This window comes from Paenibacillus cookii (genome assembly GCF_018333375.1).
Taxonomy (GTDB): Bacteria; Bacillota; Bacilli; order Paenibacillales; family Paenibacillaceae; genus Paenibacillus_AQ; species Paenibacillus_AQ cookii.
Window position 1 is genome coordinate 44081 of sequence record NZ_BORW01000029.1, and the last position, 23157, is coordinate 67237.

The following is a 23157-nucleotide window of genomic DNA, read 5'->3' on the forward strand; positions in this document are numbered from 1 at the left end:
TCCGGGTTCCCGCAGGGACTATGCATGGTCTTGCGCGTCTTCACCCGCGGGAATGCCGGTTTTATGACTTTTTTCGTTAGCCATCAAACCGTGCTTCATATTTCATTTTTGCTTACAAAGGAGCGTTCTTCAATTGGAACAATTCAGACTTCCCAAAATACCGATGCCTAAGCTTGAGCTGCCGCAGGCTATTCAAGACGTAATCCAAGAAGCCGAAGAGAAGCTGGCCCACCGGCCCAAGCTGCTTCAGCTGTTCAAAAATTGTTTCCCGAATACGCTGGAAACGACGACGAAACTGATGGACGATGGAACGACCTTCGTGATCACGGGCGACATTCCCGCCTCCTGGCTTCGGGATTCCGTCGAGCAAGTGATTCACTACGTGCCGTTTGCCAAAAATGACGCCGATCTGCAGCGCATCATCGGAGGATTGATCAAACGCCATATCCACTACGTTCAAATCGATCCTTACGCGAATGCCTTCAACGAATCGGCGAACGACTGGCATTGGAATACCACCGATAAGACCGAAATGTCGCCTTGGGTGTGGGAACGCAAATTTGAAATCGATTCCCTGTGCTTTGTCATCCGTCTAGCCTACCTGTATTGGAAAGAGACGGAGCTTACCGATATTTTCGATGCCAACTTCAAAGCGGCGTTGCGTAAAATCGTCGACGTATTCAAAACCGAGCAGCGCCATTTTGAGCTGTCGCCGTACCGTTTCACGCGGAACAACGGCATTTTGACCGATTCGCTGCGCAACAACGGAATGGGGATGCCGGTGAACTACACGGGCATGATCTGGTCCGGATTCCGCTCCAGCGACGATGCCTGCGATTTCCATTACAACATTCCGGGCAACATGTTCGCGGTGGTCGCATTGCGCCAAATGCAGGAATTTGCCGAATGGGTATTCCGCGACATGGATCTCCTTGAAGAGCTCAAGGAGCTTGAAATCGAAGTCAATCACGGCATTCAGCTGTACGGCATTTACCGCCATCCGGAATTCGGGCCGATTTACGCCTATGAGACCGACGGCTTCGGCAACTACTGCCTGATGGACGACGCGGGCACGCCGGGACTGATGTCCATTCCTTACCTGGGCTACACGACGGCCGACGATCCGATTTACCAAAATACGAGACGGTTTGCCCTCAGCAAGGAAAACCCGTTCTATTTCGAAGGCAAGGCGGCCAAAGGCATCGGCAGCCCGCACACGCCGGAAAATTATATCTGGCACATGGCCTTGTCCATGCAGGGATTGACGGCGCAGACGGCCGAGGAAAAACTGGAAATGATCGCAATGCTGGAAGCAACCGACGCGGACACGGGCTTTATGCATGAAGGTTTCCATGCCGACGACCCGACCATCTTCACGCGGAAATGGTTCGCCTGGTCGAACAGCCTGTTCTCGCAGTTGGTTTATAAAGCGATGAAGGAAGGATTGCTATGAGCCAAAACCGAATCATCATTTTTTGCGATCCCGATTTCCCGGCGGCGGGCCTGATCCCGCAGGCCGGGGCGTTCGGGAAAACGGAGGGCGTAAAAGTCGTCGGCGCCGCAGAGCTTGCCGATGCCCTGCGCGGGCTTGAAAACGGCTGTTTCGTCAATTTGCACGCCCCTTATTTTCCAAAATCCGCGTGGACGGAAATATCGGCTTTCCTTCATCGGGGGGGAAGTTTGATCAGCGCGGGAGGGGCGCCTTTTAAGCGTCCGGTTTCTTTGGAGAACGGATCCTGGGTTCCCCAAACGGAACAGACGGCGTACCATCAAGAGCTGTACATTCATGAAGCTCTGCGGGTGGATACGGCGAAGGTCGCCTCGTTTGCGGCCTCGGACAGCATTCCGCTTCTTGCGGGACAAGAAGTGCTTTTCGAATTGGACGATGTGTGGAACCTCGTGCCGCATACGACCAAAAGCAGCGACCTGCCTCACCAGATGGGATCGGCGGGCCCGATGAGCACGCAGATTTATCCGCTGCTGAAAGGGGTCAGCGCCGAAGGGCGCGAAATCGCCGCGCCGGTCGTGCTGTGGGAAAACTCCCGCGTCACGTTTGCCGGTTCGCGCTGGATGTTTGTTTTCCTGCCGCTGAAGGCGGCATTCTGGGACAATGGCGGCGCAGAGCGGTTATTGGCATGGGCGCGTTTTTGCGCCAAAGGGGTCACCGAGCTCTCGCTGAAGCCGAATTATGCTTCCTATGAAACGGGCGAACACGCCGTGCTGACGCTTCAGACGCAAATTTTGCAGCGCGGTGACGAGCGGGCCGAGGCTCCCGAAACATGGAGCTTTGCGCTGGAAGTCCGCCATGAGGGAGACGGCGGCGAGGTTTGGAACCGCCAATTCGAAGCCAAAGTGAGCAAAGAGCAAAATTTTGTCCGCATTCCGGTTCCGCTGGACGTTCAGAGCGGATTGTACCGGATTCGCTGCCGCGCGGAAGGTCCCGACGGCGAAGTGCGGATATTGCGCCAAGGCTTCTGGGGACGCGACGACCGTTTGCTGGCCGGAGGGGAGCCGATCAGCCGCAGCCGCGACTATTTCGTCAAGGACGGACGGCCTTTGCCTGTCGTGGGCATGACGTACATGACCTCCGACGTGGCCCGAAAGTTTCTGTTCCTGCCGAACGTAGACGTTTGGGAGCGGGATATGGCCCAAATGGCCAAAGCCGGCATCAACTGGATCCGTACCGGCGTATGGACGGCATACCGGAATATCATGCAGGTTGACGGACACGCGTCGGAAGAGGTTCTGCGCGCGATCGACGCCTTTTTCCTGACGGCCAAACGCCACGGTCTGCAGGTAACCTTCACGTTTTTCTCCTTCACGCCTGAGACTTGGGAAGGGGTCAATCCTTATCTGGATCCGCAAAGCGTGGAGGCTCAGAAGAGATTCATCCGCAGCATCGTCAGCCGCCATACGGCGACGACCCATGTGGATTGGGATTTGATCAACGAGCCTTCGATGTTTGACCCGCCGCGGATTTTCTCGGAAGGCCCGCGTTCCGCAAGGGATCCGTTCGAGCGCCAGGCGTTCGTGAAGTGGCTGAAACAGCGTCACGGCGATATAAGAAGCCTTCAGGAGGCCTGGAACATGTCGCCGGACCAGCTGCCCGATTTCGAGTCGGTGGTCATTCCCGAAGCGGAGGACATCAACTTCGACGTACAGGATATGCATAAGGCCAAAAAAGGAACCAGATGGCTCGATTACTGCCTCTTCTCGATGGATATGCACAATGTTTGGGCAGAGCAGCTCGTTGGCACCATCAAAGAGCTGTGCCCGAACCATCTCGTGACGGTCGGCCAGGACGAGGCGCTCGGCGCTCAGCGTCCTTCGCCGTTTTTCTACGAGAAAGCCGTTGATTATACGACGGTGCACTCCTGGTGGCTGAACGATTATTTGGTTTGGGACGGCATTTTCGCCAAAACGCCCGACAAGCCGAACCTGATTCAGGAAACGGGCATCATGTACGTGGAAACGCCGGACGGACGCGCCAAGCGCTCCGAAGCGGAGCTGCGCAACATTCTGGAGCGCAAATACGCGTACGCCTTCTCGACGGGGGGAGCCGGAGCGATTCACTGGATTTGGAACACGAACTTCTATATGGACAACGCTAACGAGTCGCATATCGGCGCCCTGCGGGCGGACGGCACGGAAAAGCCGGAGGCCGACGTCTCTTATGATTTTGGCCGGTTCATTGCGGAAACGCGTGACTTGTTCACGGACCGCGAGCTTGAAGATGTCGCCGTCGTCTTCCCGTATTCGAATGATTTTTCCAACCGGGCTTTGGCGTTCCAATCGACGACCCGCCTGACGCGGCTGATGTCCTATGATCTCAAAATTCCGTTCCGAGGGGCATCCGAATATCACTTGGACGCGCTGCGGCGGCAAACGCCGAAGCTGATCATGGTACCAAGCCCGCATAATATGGACAGCGGCGCTCTGGAAGAATTGATCGCCCTCGTCAAGGAATCGGGCGTAACGCTTCTCGTGACCGGACCGCTCGGCCTCGATGCCTACTGGCGGCCTAGCGACCGCATGGACGAGGTGCTTGGCAAACGCAAGCTCGCCAACGTCCGCAGGGAGGAAATGCTGGGTCTGGGCGGCCGTCCGATGGCCGTTTCTTTCGGCCACCGGCGAATTGCGGAGGTCGTCAAGGAAAGCCCGGCTGATGCGGATGGAATCCAAGGATCCATGGACCATGTCGTCGACATGCCGCTCGGCAAGGGACGCCTGATCTGGAGCAGCCTTCCGCTGGAGCTGAACGGCCGCGACGAGCCGATCGTGGAGCTGTACCAGTATGCGGCCGAAGCCGCAGGCGTGGGGCAGGACATGCATTGGATTGCCGGCGGCGAGCTTCCGGGGGTATACGGACGGAAATTAAGCTTTAAGGAAGGGAACCTGTACGTGTTCGTCTCCGAGTTCGGCTGGGATGCTTCCGTCAAGGTTCAGGATCCGCGCACCGGGGCAGCTTATAGCTTTACGCTGGAAAGCGACCGGAGCGTATTGTTTGCCACGGACCGGGAAGGCCGCATTACGGCGGTGTACCGTCCGGACGAAGTTCCCATCCGCACGGAAGGCGTTCAAGCATAAAGGCTTTGGGATGAGATAGGCCTTGCTCCAAAGTCGGCAGACGAGGATGGACCGAGTTTGCTGCAGGGCCGCGGAGGCTTTCGGGTATGGAACAGCTGTCCTCATATGGTGGACAGTTGTTCTTTATCCCGTTTGGACGGCTTAAGGCGCAATCATCGTGTGTCGTTTTGAAACGACGCACCTGGGGATGAATGTGACCGTAATAAGATTTTGCGGAAAAATCGCAGGTTTCCCTATACGATGAGGACATATTTAAGTATAATATGTGACGTGGCAAGACGATGGAATATTTTTGACTTGAACGAAAAAAGGGAATCATTCCCTGATTTGTGATATAGAGCATAACCTGTCATTGTTCGTGTGGAATGGACAGTCGAAAGGCTTCCGTACGGTTCGAAAGAAGCCGGCAATGCAAGCGATCATTATAAAACGAAACGTATATTGGACAAGCACATGATCTCATTACGGGGATTCCTCGGCCGGTCGGCCGCATGAAGCGGCAGGCCCGGACTTACAGAAAAGGGGATTGACTTTCATGACTTCACAACCAAAACGAACCGCGCATATCATTTCGCACACCCACTGGGACCGGGAATGGTATTTGCCTTATGAAAAACACCACATGCGCTTGATCCGCCTGATGGACGTGCTGATGGATACGCTGGAAAAGGACACGGAATACAAGAGCTTCTACCTGGACGGACAAACGATCATTTTGGAGGACTACCTGCAGGTGCGTCCGGAGCAGAAGGAGCGCCTCGAAAAATATATCCGCGAAGGGCGCATTTTCATCGGCCCGTGGTATATCCTGCAGGATGCGTTCCTGACGAGCGGCGAGGCGAATATCCGCAACATGCAGGTCGGCCATAAGGATGCCGCGCGTTACGGGCAAATTTCCAAAATCGGTTATTTCCCGGACACGTTCGGCCTTGTCGGACAAACGCCGCAGCTCATGCGCCAATCCGGCATCGACAATGCGGTGTTCGGCCGCGGCGTGAAACCGACGGGCTTCAACAACACGGTGTCCGATTCCGATTACGAATCCTCGTTCTCCGAGCTGATCTGGGAAGGCCCGGACGGCTCCCGCGTGCTGGGCATCCTGTTTGCCAACTGGTACAGCAACGGCAACGAGGTTCCGGTCGATCCGGAAGAAGCCAAGGCATTCTGGGACAGAAAGCTGGCAGACGCCGAGAAGTATGCTTCGACTCCGGAACTTCTGTACATGAACGGTTGCGACCACCAGCCGATCCAAACCGACCTGGCGGAGGCGCTGGAGACGGCCCGGAAGCTTTATCCGGATACGGAGTTCGTGCACTCCAATTTCCCGAAATATCTCGAAGCCGTGAAAAAAGCCAAAGAAGGCGAGCTTTCCGTCGTTCGCGGCGAACTTCGCAGCCAACGCACCGACGGTTGGGGGACGCTCGTCAATACGGCTTCCTCGCGCGTGTATCTGAAGCAAATGAACCAGCTCGGACAGACGCTTCTGGAAAAGGTGGCGGAGCCGCTGGCATCGTATGCCCGTCTTGCCGGACAGGAATATCCGCATGACATGCTGACGTATGCTTGGAAAACGTTGATGCAAAACCATCCGCATGACAGCATTTGCGGCTGCAGCGTGGATGAAGTGCATCGCGAAATGGTAACCCGTTTTGCGAAAAGCCGCGACGTCGCGGAATCGATCATCGACGAGAGCAAGCAGGCGGTCGCCGATGCTGTGAATACTTCGGTATTCGGCAGCTATGGGGAAGATGCTGTTCCGTTTGTCGTGTTCAACACGACCGGATGGAAACGCAGCGGCACCGTGTCCGTCGATCTGGACGTCAAACGCGTATACTTCCGTGAAGGACACTCCTTCGAAGACATGAGAAGCCAAATGAAGGACTTTGACCTTGGCTTGCGCGCGGTCGTGGATGCCGACGGCAACCCGGCAGCTTTTACGCTCGAGGATCTGGGCCTTCGTTTCGGTTATGACCTGCCGGACGATAAGTTCCGTCAACCTTATATGGCCCGCGCCGTCCGCGTGACGTTTGAGGCAAGCCAAATCCCTGCGCTCGGCCTGAAAGCTTATGCGCTCGTTTCCGGAGAAGCGGCGACAGGGCTTCAGGTGCAGAAGGATTCCCTGGTCAAAGGCGGCAACGTCATCGAAAACGGCATCCTGCGGGTGGAAGCGGCGCCGAACGGCAGCCTGTCGATCACGGACAAGCGCACCGGCCGCGTGTTTAACGATCTGATGATCTACGAGGACACCGGCGATATCGGCAACGAGTACATGTACAAACAGCCGGAAGGGGAAGAGGCCCTGACGACGAAAGATCTCGCGGCTTCCATCCGCGTCGTCGAAGACACGCCTTACCGGGCCGTCCTCGAAATCGTGCATGATTGGGAGATTCCGGCGTCCGCCGAGGAGCTTCTCGACCGGGAGCAGGTGGAACTGGTTTATTACCCTGTGCGCAAAGCGCAGCGCGTGAAAGAAACCGTTCCGATGAAAATCCGCACGTTTGTCAGCCTGGAGCGGGAGGGACAAGGCGTTCACATCGAAGCCAGCTTCAACAACCAGGCGAAGGACCATCGCGTGCGCATGCTGATGCCTACCGATATCGAGGCTTCCAAATACCAGGTCGACTCGATGTTCGAAGTGGCGGTACGCGATATCCATCCTGCGAAGGAATGGGAGAACCCAAGCAATACGCAGCACCAGCAGGCCTTCGTCGACGTCAGCGGCGAGGGGGCCGGACTGACGGTCGCAAACCGCGGCTTGAACGAATACGAGGTTTTGCGCGACGGCCGCAACACGATTGCCGTTACGCTGCTGCGCTCGGTGGGCGAGCTTGGAGACTGGGGGCATTTCCCTACGCCTGAAGCCCAATGCCTTGGCGAGCATACCGTCCATCTCGAAATCATCCCTCATAGCGGCGATGGAGTCGAAGCGGGAGCTTACCAGGAAGCGTACCGGTTCCAAATCCCTTGGACTGCCGCGCAAACCGGGCAGCATGAAGGCGCCATCGACGCCGTCCATGCGCCGTACGCATGGGAAGCGGACAACGGCTTGGCATTTTCGGCCTGGAAGGTCAGCGAGCATACCGGCGACGATATCCTGCGCTGGTACAACATGAAGCGCGAGACGGCAGACTTGAAGCTCGAGCTGACGCAAGGCACGGCTTCCATGTACAAGACGACGATTTTGGAAGAGGACAGCAGCGACAAGCTGGCGACGGCTTCTGCCCGCGCAGAGCTTACCGCAGGTCCTTGCGAGATCGTCACCGTCGGAATCAAGCGTTCATAGATCGGCAAAGCAAGAGGGTCAGGGACATCCCTGGTCCTCTTTTTTATGATCCTGTATCTGTGATTTGTTCATGAAAACTATAGCGTCATTGATCCATAATTATATTATATTTCCAATATTTAAACCTTCTTGGATCTCTTCTTAAGTCCCATTCCCTGTCTATTCATCTTTGAAAACTCGAATTTCCACCCCTGTACACCCTTCGACTTTAACGTTAAAAAAACGACATGAGACGACCCGGATTTTTATCGAAAAACCCTTATTTTACAGGGTTTTTTCACATTTAAAAAAATTGATAAATTCGCACAAAAAAGATATTGACTAGGCATAAGTTTGCACGTATTATTTACATTAAATTTACGAGGAAAAATTACCCATTGTAATTTAATCCTTCCATTCTTGCTGTTTTCAATTGACCGATGGTCATTTAATGCATTAATGCTTTATTGCAAGTATGCAGGCGAAAGGCGGCAAGAAGCAGATTCATCGTCCGAAAAGGAGTGATCGCACCGTTTGTTTGCAGTACCCGTTTTTGGAGTTTCACTAAATCTAAGGGGGATTTTATTTTGAAGAGAAAGCTTTCGATATTTCTATTGACGCTTGCGATGTTTGGCGGATTGTTGGCTGGATGCGGGGGCGGCGATGAGAAAGCGGCAGATCCTGCGCCGACAGAGCAAGGAACGCAAAATAAAACCGACGACTCGAAAAAGACCGATGATACGGCCAAAACAGACGATACCGCAAAAACGGATGACGACAAAAAGGACGATGCTGCGGCAACCGATCAAAACGACGGCCTGTTCCCGGCTTCCGATCCGGCTTCCAGCCCGGCAGCGGCCATGAACCGGAAAGACACGCTGATCGTGGGCATGACAGCGCCAAAGGGAATTTTTAACCCGTTCTACGGAGAAACCGCTTATGACCAATACGTCATTAAGACCTTGTTCAGCAGTTTTTTGGAAGTACAGAAAGACGGAACCTATGCAAATTCGCTTGCGGACAAGGTTGACGTATCGCCGGACGGCCTGAAGTATACGTACCATCTAAAACCTGGCGTTAAGTATAGCGACGGAACGCCGGTAACGGTTAAAGATTACGTGTTTGCGCTTAAAGTGTTTCTTGACAGCAGCTATGACGGCCCGTCCGACCTGCTCAGCCTGAAGATCAAAGGCGGACAGGAGTACCACGACGGCAAAGCGAAGGATATTTCGGGGGTAAAAGTGATCGACGACAATACCGTCGAAGTGACCGTTCTGGAACCGCAGGCGATGACGAAAAACGACTTGGGTACGGTTTACCTGGTACCTGAAGCATACTACGGGAAGGGATACAAGCAAGGCAACACCGAGTCGATCAAAGCGCTCAACAATAAGCCGATCGGCAGCGGCCAATACGTGCTGACCAAATACGCTCCGGGCCAGGAGGTTGACCTTACGGCGAATCCGAATTATTTCAAGGGCGCGCCGAAAATCAAAAACGTCGTCTTCAAAACAACGACCGAGGAAACGAAAATGGCCATGCTGCAATCCGGAGAAACCGATATGGACATGGTCACCGTCAGCGAAGATAACGTGGAGGAGCTTATCTCTTACGGCTTCCTGGACGTGAACATCTTCCCGACGAACGGTTACGGATACATCCAATTCAATCATAAACTAAAGAAATTCCAAGACCTGAAAGTGCGTCAAGCGCTCGTATACGGCCTGAACCGTGCAGAGATCGTCGAAGGCGTCTACGGCAAGTACGCCGACGTCATCAATATTCCGCAGTCCAAGGTATCCTGGGCGTATACCGATGAAAACATCGAAAAATATGAATTCAACCTCGATAAAGCAAAACAATTGCTGGACGAAGCCGGATGGAAGGTCGGATCGGACGGCATCCGCGAAAAGGACGGGGAAAAATTGAAGATCAATTTCTCCGCGACGGCCGACAACTCGGTTGTAAATGCCATCATTCCGATCATGACCCAAAACTATAAGGAGCTTGGCATCGCTTTGACGTCCGAAACGCTTGATTTTAATGCCATCATGGACAAAAAGGATAAAGGCGACTACGAAATGTTCTTTGCGGCATGGGGACTCACGCCCGACCCGGATACGACGATCTTTATTACGAACGGGGCCCAGAACGAAATGGGCTATTCCAATAAAAAAGTCGACGAGCTGATGCTTAAGGCGAAGGTCGAGCTGGACCAAAACAAACGCAAAGAGCTCTATAAAGAGCTGTATCAAGAGCTGAACCGCGACCTGCCGATGATCTTCATGTATCAGCGTAGAGACATGTGGCCGATCAATGCCAGAGTCAAAGGCTTCGATCTTTCCCCGTACAAAGATTTCTCTTACGGCCTTTATAACGTGGAGTTGCCGCAATAAACGATGGAATGCATGATGCTCGGCTCCCGGCTTTCCGGGAGCCGGGCATATCCACATAAAGCCGGGAGGAATCGTTATGAAGCAGTACATTATCCGGAGGCTGCTGCAGATGATCCCGACCCTCATCGGGATATCCATCATCGTCTTTGCCATCTCTTCCCTAGTACCCGGAGATTACATTACGGCCCAGAACAACCCGAACATGACCCAGGAAAAGGCGCAGCAGCTTAGGGAAATCTACGGACTTGACAAGCCGGCGGTACAGCGTTACTTCATTTGGATCGGCAACATGCTGACAGGGAACATGGGCGATTCCCTGGTTCACAAGGAGCCCGTCACTTCCGTCATGAACAATTACGTATGGAACTCGTTTATCATCGCCTTTTTCAGTTTGCTGCTCGCATGGATCATCGCGATCTTTGCCGGCGTATTTTCGGCCAAATTCCAATATTCCTTTTTCGATAAGATCGTAACCCTGCTCGTGTTTCTATTCATGTCTCTTCCATCGTTCTTTTTGGGGCTTTTGCTCATAAAAACGCTTTCATTGGAATTGAAGCTGTTCCCTGTAGGCGGCATGACGACCGCGGGGCTTAACGCCGAGGGATGGGCATATATTTTGGACGTTCTAAAACACGCGGTTTTGCCGATCATTGTGTTGACGATGCTCAGTACGGGCAGCCTGACGCGTTATTTCAGAACCAGCATGCTTGAAGTCATCCATATGGATTATATTCGGACGGCACGGGCCAAAGGGCTCCACGAACGGGTCGTGATCTTCAAGCACGCCCTTCGCAATGCCATGCTGCCTGCGATCACGCTGTTGGGCTTTGAGCTTCCATCCCTGTTCGGCGGTGCGATTATCCTTGAAAAGATCTTCATATGGCCGGGGGTGGGGCAGGTATATCTCGAATCCATCAGTATGCGGGACTATCCTTTCATGCTTGGCTTCACGATTTTCATCGCACTGCTGACCCTGCTCGGAAACCTGTTGTCGGACGTGTTATACGGGGTCGCGGATCCAAGAATTCGGCTAAAGTGAGGGGGGAGAATCCATGTCCGTTATTGATGTAGCCAAAACAGACCCTACCGCCGGCAAAGCCATAAAAGCGCCCGCCTCTCCCTGGAGCATGGCCCTGCGGCGTTTTACCAGGAACAAACTGGCTCTGATCGGCTTTATCATACTCGTCATCATGTTTGTCGTTTGCTTTTTCGGCCCGCTTTTTTCGCCTTACGAGCTTGAAGATTACAAAATTTCGATGAAAAACAAACCGCCAAGCGCGGAACATTGGCTCGGCACAGACAATCTCGGCCGCGACATCCTGCTTCGCGTCATGCTTGCGGGGAGAATATCGCTTTTGGTCGGACTCATATCTACGACCATTTCGGTCATCGTCGGCGCAACGATGGGTTCCATCGCCGGCTTTTACGGCAGGGTGGCCGATACCGTCATTATGCGGATTACGGATATTTTCATGGCCATGCCGACCTTGCCGATCCTGATTATTTTGGGCGCGGTTTTGTCCGATTTAAAAGTCGATCCGAAATACCGTATATTTTTTCTTATGCTGATCATCGGCATTCTGGGTTGGACAACGATGGCGCGTTTGGTTCGCGGGCAAATTCTTTCCCTGCGCGAAATGGAGTACATGCAGGCCGTCGATGCACTGGGAATCCGGGACCGCCGCAAAATATTCAGGCACTTGCTGCCCAACACCGTTCCGATTATCATCGTTGCGGCCACGCTTAGCGTAGCCGGGGCGATTTTGTACGAATCCGTGCTGAGCTACCTGGGCATCGGCGTCGTTCCGCCGACACCGTCATGGGGCAATATGATATCGGCTGCCAACAACATGATCGATTTTCGAAAGAGGCCATGGCTGTGGATTCCTCCGGGCATGTGCATTCTTATCACGGTTGTAGCGATTAACTTAATAGGTGACGGGTTAAGGGATGCCTTAGATCCGAAAACGAAAAAATAGGGGATTCGAATATGGCGAAAAATCTGGTTGAATTTCGAAACTTGCAAACTCATTTCCGCACTTCCGCCGGCGTGGTCAAAGCGGTCGACGATGTCAGCTTTACGATTCGCGAGGGGGAAACCTTATGCGTCGTCGGCGAATCGGGCTGCGGCAAAAGCGTGACCGCCATGTCGATGATGCGCCTCGTGGAATCGCCTCCAGGGAACATCGTCGGCGGTGAAATCGTTTTTGAAGGCAAAGACCTGCTGAAACTGAACAACAACGAAATGAGAAGAATCCGCGGCAATGAAATCTCAATCATATTTCAGGAGCCGATGTCATCCTTAAACCCGGTCCTTACGATCGGCGAACAGATCACCGAACCGCTGATGCTCCATCTGATGATGGACCGAAAGGCCGCCAAAAAACGGGCTATCGAGCTGATCCGTCTGGTCGGCATCCCAAGGGCGGAGGAAATCTTCCATTCCTATCCGCATGAGCTTAGCGGCGGCATGCGCCAGCGCATCATGATTGCCATTGCTCTGAGCTGCAACCCGAAGCTGCTGATCGCAGACGAACCGACGACGGCTCTGGACGTGACGATCCAGGCCCAAATTCTCGATCTGATGCGGGATATCAAGAAAAAACTGAATACGTCCATTATGCTGATTACCCATGATTTGGGCGTCGTCGCGGAGATGGCCGATTTCGTTGTTGTCATGTACGCAGGCAAAGTCATTGAGGAAGCGCCGGTCGTCGAATTGTTCAAAAACCCGAAACATCCGTATACCCAAGGGCTTTTGAAAGCCAAGCCGGTCATCAACCAGACGAAGGAGAGGTTGTACACGATCCCGGGTCAAGTCCCCAATCCGATCGAGCTCGGAAGCAATTGCCACTTTCATGACCGCTGTGCCTTTTGCATGGACATCTGCAAAACGAAAGAACCGCCCCTCCGCGCCCATGAATCGGGCCACAAAACGGCATGCTGGCTCTATGAGGAAGAGGGGAGAGGGTAAGCGATGGGCGAAGCGTTGATCGAAGTCAAAAACCTGAAAAAATACTTTCCGATCACCGGCGGCGTATTTCAGCGCACCGTCGGGTACGTCAAAGCGGTTGACGACGTGTCCTTCGACATCCGCCGCGGCGAGTCTTTCGGGCTGGTAGGCGAATCCGGATGCGGGAAAAGCACCACTGGCCGCACAATTCTCCGCCTGCACGAAAAAACCGCCGGCGAGGTTAGGTTTAAAGGCCAGGATCTGTTCGGACTGCCCAAAAACAAGCTGAGGGAGCTGCGTCCGGAACTGCAAATCGTATTCCAGGACCCGTTCAGCTCTTTGAATCCCAGGATCAAAGTAGGGGAAGCCATCGGGGAGGCGCTGCTTGAGCACGGCCTGATCGAGAGGAAAAAGCTGAAGGAAAAGGTCGTCGAAACGCTGGAGATCTGCGGGCTGGCAAGCTATCATTACGACCGTTTTCCCCATGAGTTCTCGGGCGGGCAACGGCAGCGGATCGGGATTGCGCGGGCGCTCATCCTGAACCCCGACTTTATCGTCGCGGACGAACCCGTCTCGGCACTGGACGTATCGATCCAGGCGCAGATCATCAACCTGCTTAGCGATTTGCAAAAGGAGCGGCAGTTGACCTATCTCTTCATCTCCCATGATTTGAGCGTCGTCGAGCATTTATGCGACCGGATCGGCGTGATGTATTTGGGCTCCATGGCGGAAATGGCGGACAAAAAGGCGCTTTTTTCAAACCCGCTGCACCCGTATACGAAAGCCCTGCTCTCGGCAATCCCGATCCCCGACCCGACGCTAAAGCGGGAGCGGATCGTTTTGCAAGGCGACATCCCAAGTCCGGCCAATCCGCCCTCGGGATGCAAATTCCATACGCGCTGCCCGTTGGCGTCCGATATTTGCAAAAAGGAAATCCCGGCGTTCCGCGAGGCCGAACCGGGCCACTTCGTGGCATGCCATTTTGCTTGACCCATTGAACTTATCGAATCTTTCTTTCCAAGAAGAGATTCGGTAAGTTTTTTGGTATTTTTAGGAGCATAAGGAAAACCGATCTGTTATGTAAATACTGATAAGGCAAACCCTAAGAACAGTTGAAAATCGTAAGCAATTCCATGAAATACAATAATTACATTTCGATGTATTTATTCATAATTATTCCATTGACAGATGAATCTGTTTCCAGTAAATTTGATCGTATTATATCGAATATTTACCATGTCAGATAACCTGACAACTAAATTGAAATCCGGACGGCGTTCAACCGTTGTAAGCGAATTCAATTTTTCCATCACTTCCGAACAGGCCATTTCTTACTCAGGCATCCTCTGCTCTTTAACATTAAAACCCGAAAAGAAATGGTTTCTATTTTCACGATAAACCCATTGTTGCCGCTTGTTTTGCGTCATTAAAAAAATTAATCCGATGTGCCTAAAAAAATATTGACGTGAGTTTAATTTACACGTATCATTACATTAAATTTATGTAGGAAGTTTTACCCAGCACAAATCGACACCCTTTTTGCTGATTTCAATTGACCGATGGTCATTTAAAGCATTAATGCTTTATTGCGTTATTAGGTATCCGTAATTATGTCCGGGTTGTTCACAATTTTCATCTCTCTCCCGGAGCGGATTCGGTGCCGCAATCTCCTAACATTTGGATATATTAATTTTTTAATATATTGCTTCACCTGTTGCCGTCACCCTGGCTTTTTACATGGCTATAACACTAGAGGGGGAAATGCGTTAGGCGTAATTCGGGGCAGTAGAACGAATTTAACACAGGTGTAAAAGTCCCTGATAGCCGGCGGACAAGCTTCGCTTGGACTATTAGTCGGGCTTTTGGGATGTTCCATGCAGCAATTGCAGGTATCCATCATTTTATTTTCAAAGGGGAGGAATATGGTAATGGCAAGTAAGAAAAAGTGGTTGTCCTTATTGGTATCATTGTCTGTTGTCAGTGCTCTGTTCGTAGGTTGCGGCGATTCCAAAACCGCCGATGCGCCTAAAGACGAGCTGAAGAAAGAAGAGCCGGCAAAAAGCGAAGGTGACAAAAAAGAAGAACCGGCGGCCGGCACGCCTAAAGACGGCGGCACGCTGACTTTCGGAAGCACATCCGACATCGTTAGCGTTAACCCGATCTACGTGCAGGACACGGCTTCGGGCGACGCTGAGCAATTTTTGTTCGCTAAAATTTTCGACATCGACCGTTCCGGTAAAGTGGCCGTTGAGCCTTGGTCCTTGGCTGCAGAGCCAATGAAGATTTCCGAAAACGGCTTGGAATACACCGTTAAACTGAAAGACAACGCAAAGTGGAGCGACGGTCAGCCGATCACTGCCGACGACGCTGTTTTCACGATCGAAACGGTTCGCAACCCTAAAGCGGGCGCTCCTGGAATCACGGGATTCGACAAAGTGAGCAAAGTCGAAAAAGTTGACGATCACACGTTCAAAGTGACGCTGAAAGAAGTATATGCTCCATTCCAATACGTACTTGCTATGGAAATCATTCCGAAGCACGTCCTCAAAGACGTGAAGCCGGAAGAAATGCAAAAATACGTATACGGTACCGATCCTGCCAAAACCGTTACAAGCGGCCCTTGGAAATGGACGGAGTGGAAACAAAAAGAATATTTGACGTTTGAAGCGAATCCGGATTACTGGGGTCCTAAGCCTCACATCCAAAAAGTCGTTTACAAAATCTATGCTGACCAAAACACGGAAGTCCAAGCCCTCATCAAAGGCGACATCGACCTGGCGAACGGCGTTCCTGTAACTCAGCTGGAAGTGCTGAAAAGCAAAGACAACCTGTCTGTCGATCCGACTCCAGGTCCTCAATACGAATACATCGGCCTGAACCACAAAGCCGACAACTTCAAAGATAAATACGTTCCATGGTCCAGCCCGAAAACAAGACAAGCGATGGCATACGCCCTCAACCGTCAAGGCATGATCGACAACGTTCTGAAAGGCATCGGTTCGGTTATGGACGCACCGTTCCTTCCAGGTTCTTGGGCAGATCCGAAGGAAGCCGCTACCCACTATGACTACAATCCTGAAAAAGCAAAACAATTGCTTGCTGAAGACGGATGGAAGCCTGGCAAAGACGGCATTCTCGAGAAAGACGGACACCGCTTCTCCTTCGAACTGCAATACAACGCCGGCAACAGCCGTCGTGAAGGCGTGGCAACGGTTATCCAGCAAAACCTGGCTGACGTAGGCATTGAAGTGAAGCCTAAAGCGCTCGACTTCTCCGCATGGGTTGACCAAAACCTGAACCCTGGTAAATTCGAAGCCGTTCTGATCGGCTGGTCCCTGAACAATCCGGATCCGGACCAAGAAAGTATCTTCGGTTCCAAGTTTACGCCGCCAACCGGCCAAAACAACGTATGGTACAACAACCCTGAATTGGATAAGCTCTGGCAGCAAGGCACTTCGACTGTAGACCAAGCAAAACGTGCCGAAATCTACAAAGAAGCTGCGAAAATCCTGTCGACTGACCTGCCTTACATCTTTATGTACCAATATGGTGCACCAACAGCAATGTCCAAGAAGATTAAATTTGCAGAAGAAGACAAACCAGAAGCAACGCTTGCTTACGGCTACTTCTTCCACGCAATCAACTGGTGGATCGACGACGCAAAATAATAAATTGGATCACAATTTAGGGGCGCAAACGTGCTAGAGGGGAAGACATCTTCCCCTCGCCCTTTTTTGCGTTTTCGGATGGTTGCGGTGTCGCGTACGTTTAATTTTAGGAGGATCAATTATGACTGAATATCTCATCCGCCGCTTGCTGCAATCCATATTGGTATTGTTTTTGGTTTCGGTGGCTGCATTTGGCTTGATGCATGCTGCACCGGGCGGTCCGACCCAAATGATGATTTCCCCGGGACTTTCGCCTGAGACCGCAGCGATTCAAAAGCATAACCTGGGTCTGGACAAACCAGTACCTACACAGTACGTCATTTGGCTTAAAAACATGTTAAAAGGCGATATGGGATATACGTTTAAAAACAATGTTCCTGTTGGCGACGTGATTTGGCCTGCCGTAAAAAACACGCTTGTCTTGATGTCTTTTTCCTGGGTTTTAAGTTTGATCATCGCCATTCCGTGGGGGATTTATAACAGTACCCGCGAATACGGCTTGTCTGACCAGACGGCCAACTTCGTCACTTATATCGGTTTTGCGATGCCGACCTTCTGGTTCGGTATCATCTTGCAGGAGTTTTTCTCGTTGAAAATGGATTGGTTGCCGCTCTCGGACATGTATTCCATGGATAAGCAAGGGAATGTCGGCGACTTATTTATGCACTTGATTTTGCCTTCAACCGTGCTGGTTCTCGTCAATTTGGCCGGTTATGTCAAATACTCCCGTTCAAGCATGCTGGAGGTATTGGAGCAGGATTATATCCGTACCGCTCGCGCGAAGGGTGTTCCTGAACGTAAAGTTATTTTCCGTCATGCGCTCCGCAATGCATTAATTCCGATCATTACAGTATTAGGTATGGACCTGGCAAGCCTCGTCGCGGGGGCCACCCTTACGGAAAACGTATTTAACTGGCCGGGAATGGGGCGTTTGTTCGTCGATATGGCAAGGTCCCGCGAATATTCAGTGCTGATGGCCATTACGATGATTACCGCCGTGGCGGTGGTGCTTGGCAACCTGATAGCTGATATCCTTTATAAATTGGTAGACCCACGAGTTCAAATCGGACGCAAAGGAGGAAAAGCCTAATGAGTGACATGAATGCCGCAACCGCTCCGAACGTACAGCCGGCAGAGCCGATGGCACCGGAAAACGCACCGCTTCCTCCTAGTAAAAAACCGCCAGGACCGTGGAAGCTCGTGTGGCAGAAGTTTTCGCATAACCCATACGCAATGACAGGTCTTGTCGTTTTATTGATTTTTGTACTTGTAGCCATTTTCGCCAAACAGGTCGCCCCGTTTGATCCGGCGAAAGTCGACATGATGAATTCCAACTTGAAGCCGGGATCGGGCAAGCATTTGCTTGGAACGGACGAGCTGGGCCGGGATATTTTCTCCCGCCTTGTTTACAGCAGCCGCATCTCGCTTATGGTCGGTTTTTCCGTCGCCATTATCGCCGTGTTTTTAGGCTCGTTAATCGGCGCGATTTCCGGTTATTTCGGCGGTTGGGTCGACACGATTTTCATGCGTCTGATCGACGTCATGATCTCGCTGCCGGGCTTGTTCATCAACATCTTGGTTATGGCTATTTTCGGAACAAAAATGATTTACCTCATATTAATATTGGCGCTGACAAGCTGGACCGGGGTTGCCCGCCTCGTGCGGGGACAATTCCTGCAGCTGCGCGAAATGCAGTATGTCGAAGCGGCCAGAGCCACCGGGGTATCCAGCTGGGGCATCATTTTCCGGCATTTGCTGCGCAATGCAAGCTTCCCGATTATCGTTAACGCCACGCTGATGGTCGGCGGCGCCATCTTGTCCGAATCCGGTTTGTCGTATTTGGGCCTCGGTATCCAAATGCCGCAAACAAGCTGGGGAATTATGCTGAGCAACTCGCAGGAGTTCATGCTGATCAATCCGATGCTGGCCGTTTATCCGGGCTTGTGTATCCTGATTGTCGTGCTGGCCGTTAACTTCATTGGCGACGGGATCCGTGACGCCCTTGATCCAAGACAGAAAAAATCCCGGAGGAGGTTAGCAAAATGGCGGAAAAACTTCTCGAAGTCCGGAATCTGACCACAGGCTTTTTGACGGAAAAAGGTTTAGTGAAAGCAACGGATCGCATCTCTTTGGCGATCGAAAAAGGAAAAACGCTTTGTCTCGTCGGCGAGTCCGGCAGCGGCAAAAGCGTCACCTCGATGTCGATTATGCGTCTGATCGATTATGCCAACGGCGTCATTCTGGAAGGAAGCATCAATTTTAAAGGTGAAGACCTGGTCAAGAAAAAACAAGAGGAACTGAGAAGCATCCGCGGGAATAAAATCTCGATGATTTTCCAGGATCCGATGTCGGCGTTGAATCCCGTGTTTACGGTTGGAGAGCAAATCGCCGAAAGCTTGCGCCTTCACCAAAATAAATCCAAGGACGAAGCATGGAAGGAAGCCATCGAGCTGCTTCGCATGGTCGGCATTCCTTCGCCGGAAATCCGCGCCAAGCAGTATCCGAACCAGCTCTCCGGCGGGATGTGTCAGCGCGTCGTCATCGCCATTGCCCTCGCTTCCAAACCGGAGCTTCTGATCGCCGATGAACCGACGACCGCGCTGGACGTGACGGTTCAGGCGCAAATTCTGGATCTGCTGCAGGACTTGAAAGAAAAGCTCGGCACATCGATCCTGCTCATTACCCACGATATGGGCGTAGCTGCCGAAATGGCCGACCATATCGCGGTTATGTACGCAGGCGCCATCGTAGAGCAGGGAACGGTAGAGGAAATCTTCTCGAATCCGTCCCATCCGTATACGGTTGGCCTCCTGCAATCCATTCCGGGATTCGAAGGCGAACGCGGCGGCGAATTGTACACGATCAAAGGTACGATTCCGGCGCTGGGCAACCTTCCGCAAGGCTGCCGCTTTAATCCGCGCTGCCCGCATGTGATGGACAAATGCCGCCAAGTCGAACCCGGAGATATCCAAGTCGGTGACGAGCATTACGCAAAATGCTGGCTGTTCGAAGAAAACGGCAAGGCAGCCGTAGCCGGGAAAGGGGATAACATCCATGGCTAAAAATTTGGTGGAAGTCAACAACGTCAAAAAATATTTCCCGATCCATAAAGGGCTGCTGAACCGCGTCGTCGGCAACGTCAAAGCGGTGGACGACGTATCGCTCACGATCCGCGAAGGCGAGACTTTCGGCCTGGTAGGGGAGTCCGGCTGCGGCAAATCGACGCTCGGACGGGTTATCCTGCGCCTGCAAAGCGCAACGGAAGGCTCCGTGAAAATCAACGGCCGCGACGTTCATGCGCTGAGCAACCGCGAGCTGAACAAAATGCGCGAAGAAATGCAGATCATTTTCCAGGATCCGTTCGGATCGCTGAATCCCCGTTTCCTCGTTAAGGACGTCATTGGCGAACCATTGAAGATTCATACGAAAATGTCCGCCAAAGAAATCGATGCGCGCGTCGTGGAACTGATGGAAATGGTCGGTCTGGATCCAACGCGCCGCAACCGTTATCCGCATGAATTTTCCGGCGGTCAGCGCCAGCGGATCGGGATTGCCCGGGCTATCGCGCTCAAGCCGAAATTTATCGTTGCGGACGAAGCGGTATCCGCGCTTGACGTGTCGGTGCAATCGCAGGTCATTAACCTGCTCATGAAACTGCAGAAGGAAATGGGACTGACATTCCTCTTCATCGCGCACGGCTTGAACGTCGTTCGCCACATTTCCGACCGCGTCGGCGTCATGTATTTGGGTAAAATGGTGGAAGTCGGCGAAACGGAAAGCTTGTACGCGGAGCCGCTGCATCCGTATACGGCTGCTCTGCTGTCGGCTATACCGAAGCCGTCGCCAACCAAAAAACGCAGCCGGATCGTGCTGCAGGGCGACGTTCCATCCCCGGCCAACCCGCCGTCAGGATGCCGCTTCCATACCCGTTGTCCGTTTGCTCAAGAAAAGTGCAGCCAGGTCGAGCCGAAGCTGCAGGAAGTGAAGCCGGGCCGCGAGGTGGCTTGCCACTTCCCGATCGGCGTTGAAGGCGGCTCCGACATGAGCAAATTAAATCGTTAATCGAAACACTACTGTCTGACAAAACGGCTAATCAAGGAAGGATTGGGGTCCTCCTGAGCGTTTATTGAATACGAATGTTCATCAGCAGCCTTGTGCCGGATAACCGGTACAAGGCTGCTTTTTTGCCTTTCAGGTATGCCATACCCGCCGAATGCTTTGCATTGCGGCCCTGCTCATTCCGTTAGTCTTTTTCGGTTACCGGTTGTTCACGGCAAAACTGCACATTTTTAACGGCAAAGGAACCTTTTTTTCCTGAATCGACACCGTTCTGCGGTTTCTTTTTGCAAAAATACCGTTTACAATGTTAATGTCGTTTATCTTTGCCTAAACGGATCGCCCTTTCATCGAAATGCGTCATTCTTCCGGGATCCGTTTAAATAGGAAAGGAGGCTGGAAGGTTCCCGTTTTTGTTTGAGTTAGGACTTTTTATTCTAATCAAAGAAGGAATCATTGAATGAAAAAGAGAACAAAAATATATATATCCATTGCCGTGATCATTCTTCTGGTTGCGGGGGGCTCTTATGTGTTCCGCAAGCAGCTCGCGGTGATGGCCTTTGATTTATTTCTGTCCAAACAGGTGGAGAGCTCGCTCCAGAAATCGTATCAGCCGCTGGAGTCGAGGGACAACGGGCCGACCAAACCGGCCGAACCGGTCGTGTATCAGAATAAGCCTTTTTCGGTCCTGCTGCTTGGTTCCGACCAGCGCAAGGACGAACCGGCGCGTTCGGATACGCTGATTTATGCCGTCGTGCGCCCGAAGGATTCGAAAGTGCTGCTGATCTCCATCCCAAGGGATACGTACACCGAGATCATCGGCAAAGGGAAGAAGGATAAGATTACGCATGCATACGCGTTCGGCGGACAGCAAATGTCCAAGGATACCGTCGAGGCGTTCCTCGATCACGAGGTGGACTATTACGCTACGATCAATTTCCAAGGTTTGAAGGATGCCGTCAATGCGCTTGGCGGGGTGGAGCTGCCGATCAAAAAGGATATCGTGAACAAAGGCCGCGACCATGAGAAATTCACCATTAAAGCCAACAAGCCGATCTATGACGGCGAGGAAGCTTTGAATTACGTGCGCTACCGGGAGGACAGCGATTTTAATCGCACGAAGCGGCAGCAGGTGTTTTTGGATGCGGTAGCGAACCGGATGCTGCGCCTGAATCAAATTTCCAAAATTCCCGAGCTGCTCGACATTATGGGCGACAACTTCCAGACGGATATGCAGCCCAAATTCATCATCGATCTGGCCAAACAAATTTTGACCGGATCGGAAGCCCAGTTTACAAGCTATACGATCATGGGCGAAGGCATGAAAATTAACGGAATATATTACGACAAGCCGATCCCCAAAGACGTGGACAAAGCGAAAGCGCTCATCGACAGTTGGGAAAATCCCGACACGCCTTCCGACCAGCTGATGCTGCCGGACGATGACACGACGAAAGAGGACGGCACGGCAAAATGAGAACAGCCTCTTCAGGGCGTTCCCTCGCAAGATAAAATGCAGCAAAGGTCATGTACCCTTTTGAATAAAATCGGCAGCCACAGGTGCGGCTGCTGATTTTGTGTCCTCCTGAAACGATCGCAGGGTTACGCCGTAAGAAGACGAGGGAAGCTGGAAGAAGCTGCAGAGGAGGATGATCCGACATGAACATCGCGTTTTTTCTGCTGCCTAAACAGGAAGTGGTTACGGTAACGACGGACTCGACGTTGAGGCAAACCCTCGAAAAAATGGAATACCACAGGTACACGGCGGTGCCGATTCTGGGCAAGGACGGAACTTACGCCGGAACGGTGACCGAAGGCGATCTGCTGTGGCATATGAAAAACTCGGGGGGGAAAATCAATTTCGAGAATGCGTCCAAGTATCTGCTGAAGGACGTACCGCTTAAAATGAACAACAAACCGGTGTCGATCGACGCGAATATGGAGGACTTGATCAATTTGGCCAAAGTGCAGAACTTCGTGCCGGTCGTGGACGACATGAACCGCTTTATCGGGATCGTCCGCAGAAGCCAGATTATCGAATACTGCGAACGATTTGTGTCCAAAGAATCAGTCAATTCGATATAAGTTTTCGTTTTAGGAAATCATATTTAGGGCTTGCTGAATAATCAAAAAATCCTTATCTCACAAGGGTTTAGAGGCACTATTGTCGAATTCATCTGCAAAGAAAACACGGAAAATCGGTAAAAAACCTTGCAGATGGAGTGAGCGAAAGTG

Annotated in this window: 15 protein-coding genes; all 15 read left to right on the top strand. The window is 52.2% G+C overall.

The window, feature by feature from the left end; genetic code table 11:
* Positions 1–133 precede the first annotated feature (133 nt).
* Positions 134–1453 carry a glycoside hydrolase family 125 protein gene (locus KI367_RS20575; RefSeq protein ID WP_212952028.1) on the top strand — a complete coding sequence of 440 codons (1320 nt, stop codon included), beginning with the start codon at positions 134–136 and terminating at the stop codon, positions 1451–1453.
* On the top strand, positions 1450–4587 hold the full coding sequence (locus tag KI367_RS20580) for an alpha-amylase family protein (protein ID WP_212952029.1): 3138 nt from the start codon (positions 1450–1452) through the stop codon (positions 4585–4587). The genes KI367_RS20575 and KI367_RS20580 overlap by 4 nt, the downstream gene beginning before the upstream one ends.
* A gap of 535 nt (positions 4588–5122) precedes the next feature.
* Positions 5123–7870 carry an alpha-mannosidase gene (locus KI367_RS20585; protein WP_212952030.1) on the top strand — a complete coding sequence of 916 codons (2748 nt, stop codon included), beginning with the start codon at positions 5123–5125 and terminating at the stop codon, positions 7868–7870.
* 566 nt (positions 7871–8436) lie between these two features.
* On the top strand, positions 8437–10245 hold the full coding sequence (locus KI367_RS20590; protein WP_036710702.1) for an ABC transporter substrate-binding protein: 1809 nt from the start codon (positions 8437–8439) through the stop codon (positions 10243–10245).
* Between the two features lie 76 nt (positions 10246–10321).
* On the top strand, positions 10322–11284 hold the full coding sequence (locus KI367_RS20595; RefSeq protein WP_212952031.1) for an ABC transporter permease: 963 nt from the start codon (positions 10322–10324) through the stop codon (positions 11282–11284).
* 13 nt (positions 11285–11297) lie between these two features.
* A complete protein-coding gene (opp4C, locus tag KI367_RS20600) occupies positions 11298–12224 on the top strand; it encodes an oligopeptide ABC transporter permease (RefSeq protein WP_212952032.1) in 927 nt (308 codons plus the stop codon).
* Positions 12225–12235: 11 nt separating this feature from the next.
* A complete protein-coding gene (locus KI367_RS20605; protein WP_036710699.1) occupies positions 12236–13219 on the top strand; it encodes an ABC transporter ATP-binding protein in 984 nt (327 codons plus the stop codon).
* Positions 13220–13222: 3 nt separating this feature from the next.
* Positions 13223–14188: an ABC transporter ATP-binding protein gene (locus KI367_RS20610; protein ID WP_212952033.1), complete on the top strand. Its 966-nt coding sequence runs from the start codon at positions 13223–13225 to the stop codon at positions 14186–14188.
* A 938-nt stretch (positions 14189–15126) separates the two neighbouring features.
* Positions 15127–16866, top strand: coding sequence for a peptide-binding protein (locus KI367_RS20615; protein WP_212952034.1), 1740 nt, complete (start codon positions 15127–15129; stop codon positions 16864–16866).
* Positions 16867–16987: 121 nt separating this feature from the next.
* A complete protein-coding gene (locus KI367_RS20620; protein ID WP_036710693.1) occupies positions 16988–17956 on the top strand; it encodes an ABC transporter permease in 969 nt (322 codons plus the stop codon).
* Positions 17956–18942, top strand: coding sequence for an ABC transporter permease (locus KI367_RS20625; RefSeq protein WP_373316248.1), 987 nt, complete (start codon positions 17956–17958; stop codon positions 18940–18942). Before KI367_RS20620 ends, KI367_RS20625 begins: the two co-directional genes overlap by 1 nt.
* On the top strand, positions 18909–19928 hold the full coding sequence (locus KI367_RS20630) for an ABC transporter ATP-binding protein (protein ID WP_036710690.1): 1020 nt from the start codon (positions 18909–18911) through the stop codon (positions 19926–19928). Before KI367_RS20625 ends, KI367_RS20630 begins: the two co-directional genes overlap by 34 nt.
* A complete protein-coding gene (locus KI367_RS20635) occupies positions 19921–20928 on the top strand; it encodes an ABC transporter ATP-binding protein (protein ID WP_036710687.1) in 1008 nt (335 codons plus the stop codon). Before KI367_RS20630 ends, KI367_RS20635 begins: the two co-directional genes overlap by 8 nt.
* A gap of 454 nt (positions 20929–21382) precedes the next feature.
* Complete coding sequence (locus KI367_RS20640) at positions 21383–22399, top strand: LCP family protein (protein WP_036710684.1); 1017 nt, start codon at positions 21383–21385, stop codon at positions 22397–22399.
* Between the two features lie 182 nt (positions 22400–22581).
* Positions 22582–23007 carry a CBS domain-containing protein gene (locus KI367_RS20645; RefSeq protein WP_036710681.1) on the top strand — a complete coding sequence of 142 codons (426 nt, stop codon included), beginning with the start codon at positions 22582–22584 and terminating at the stop codon, positions 23005–23007.
* Positions 23008–23157: the final 150 nt, after the last annotated feature.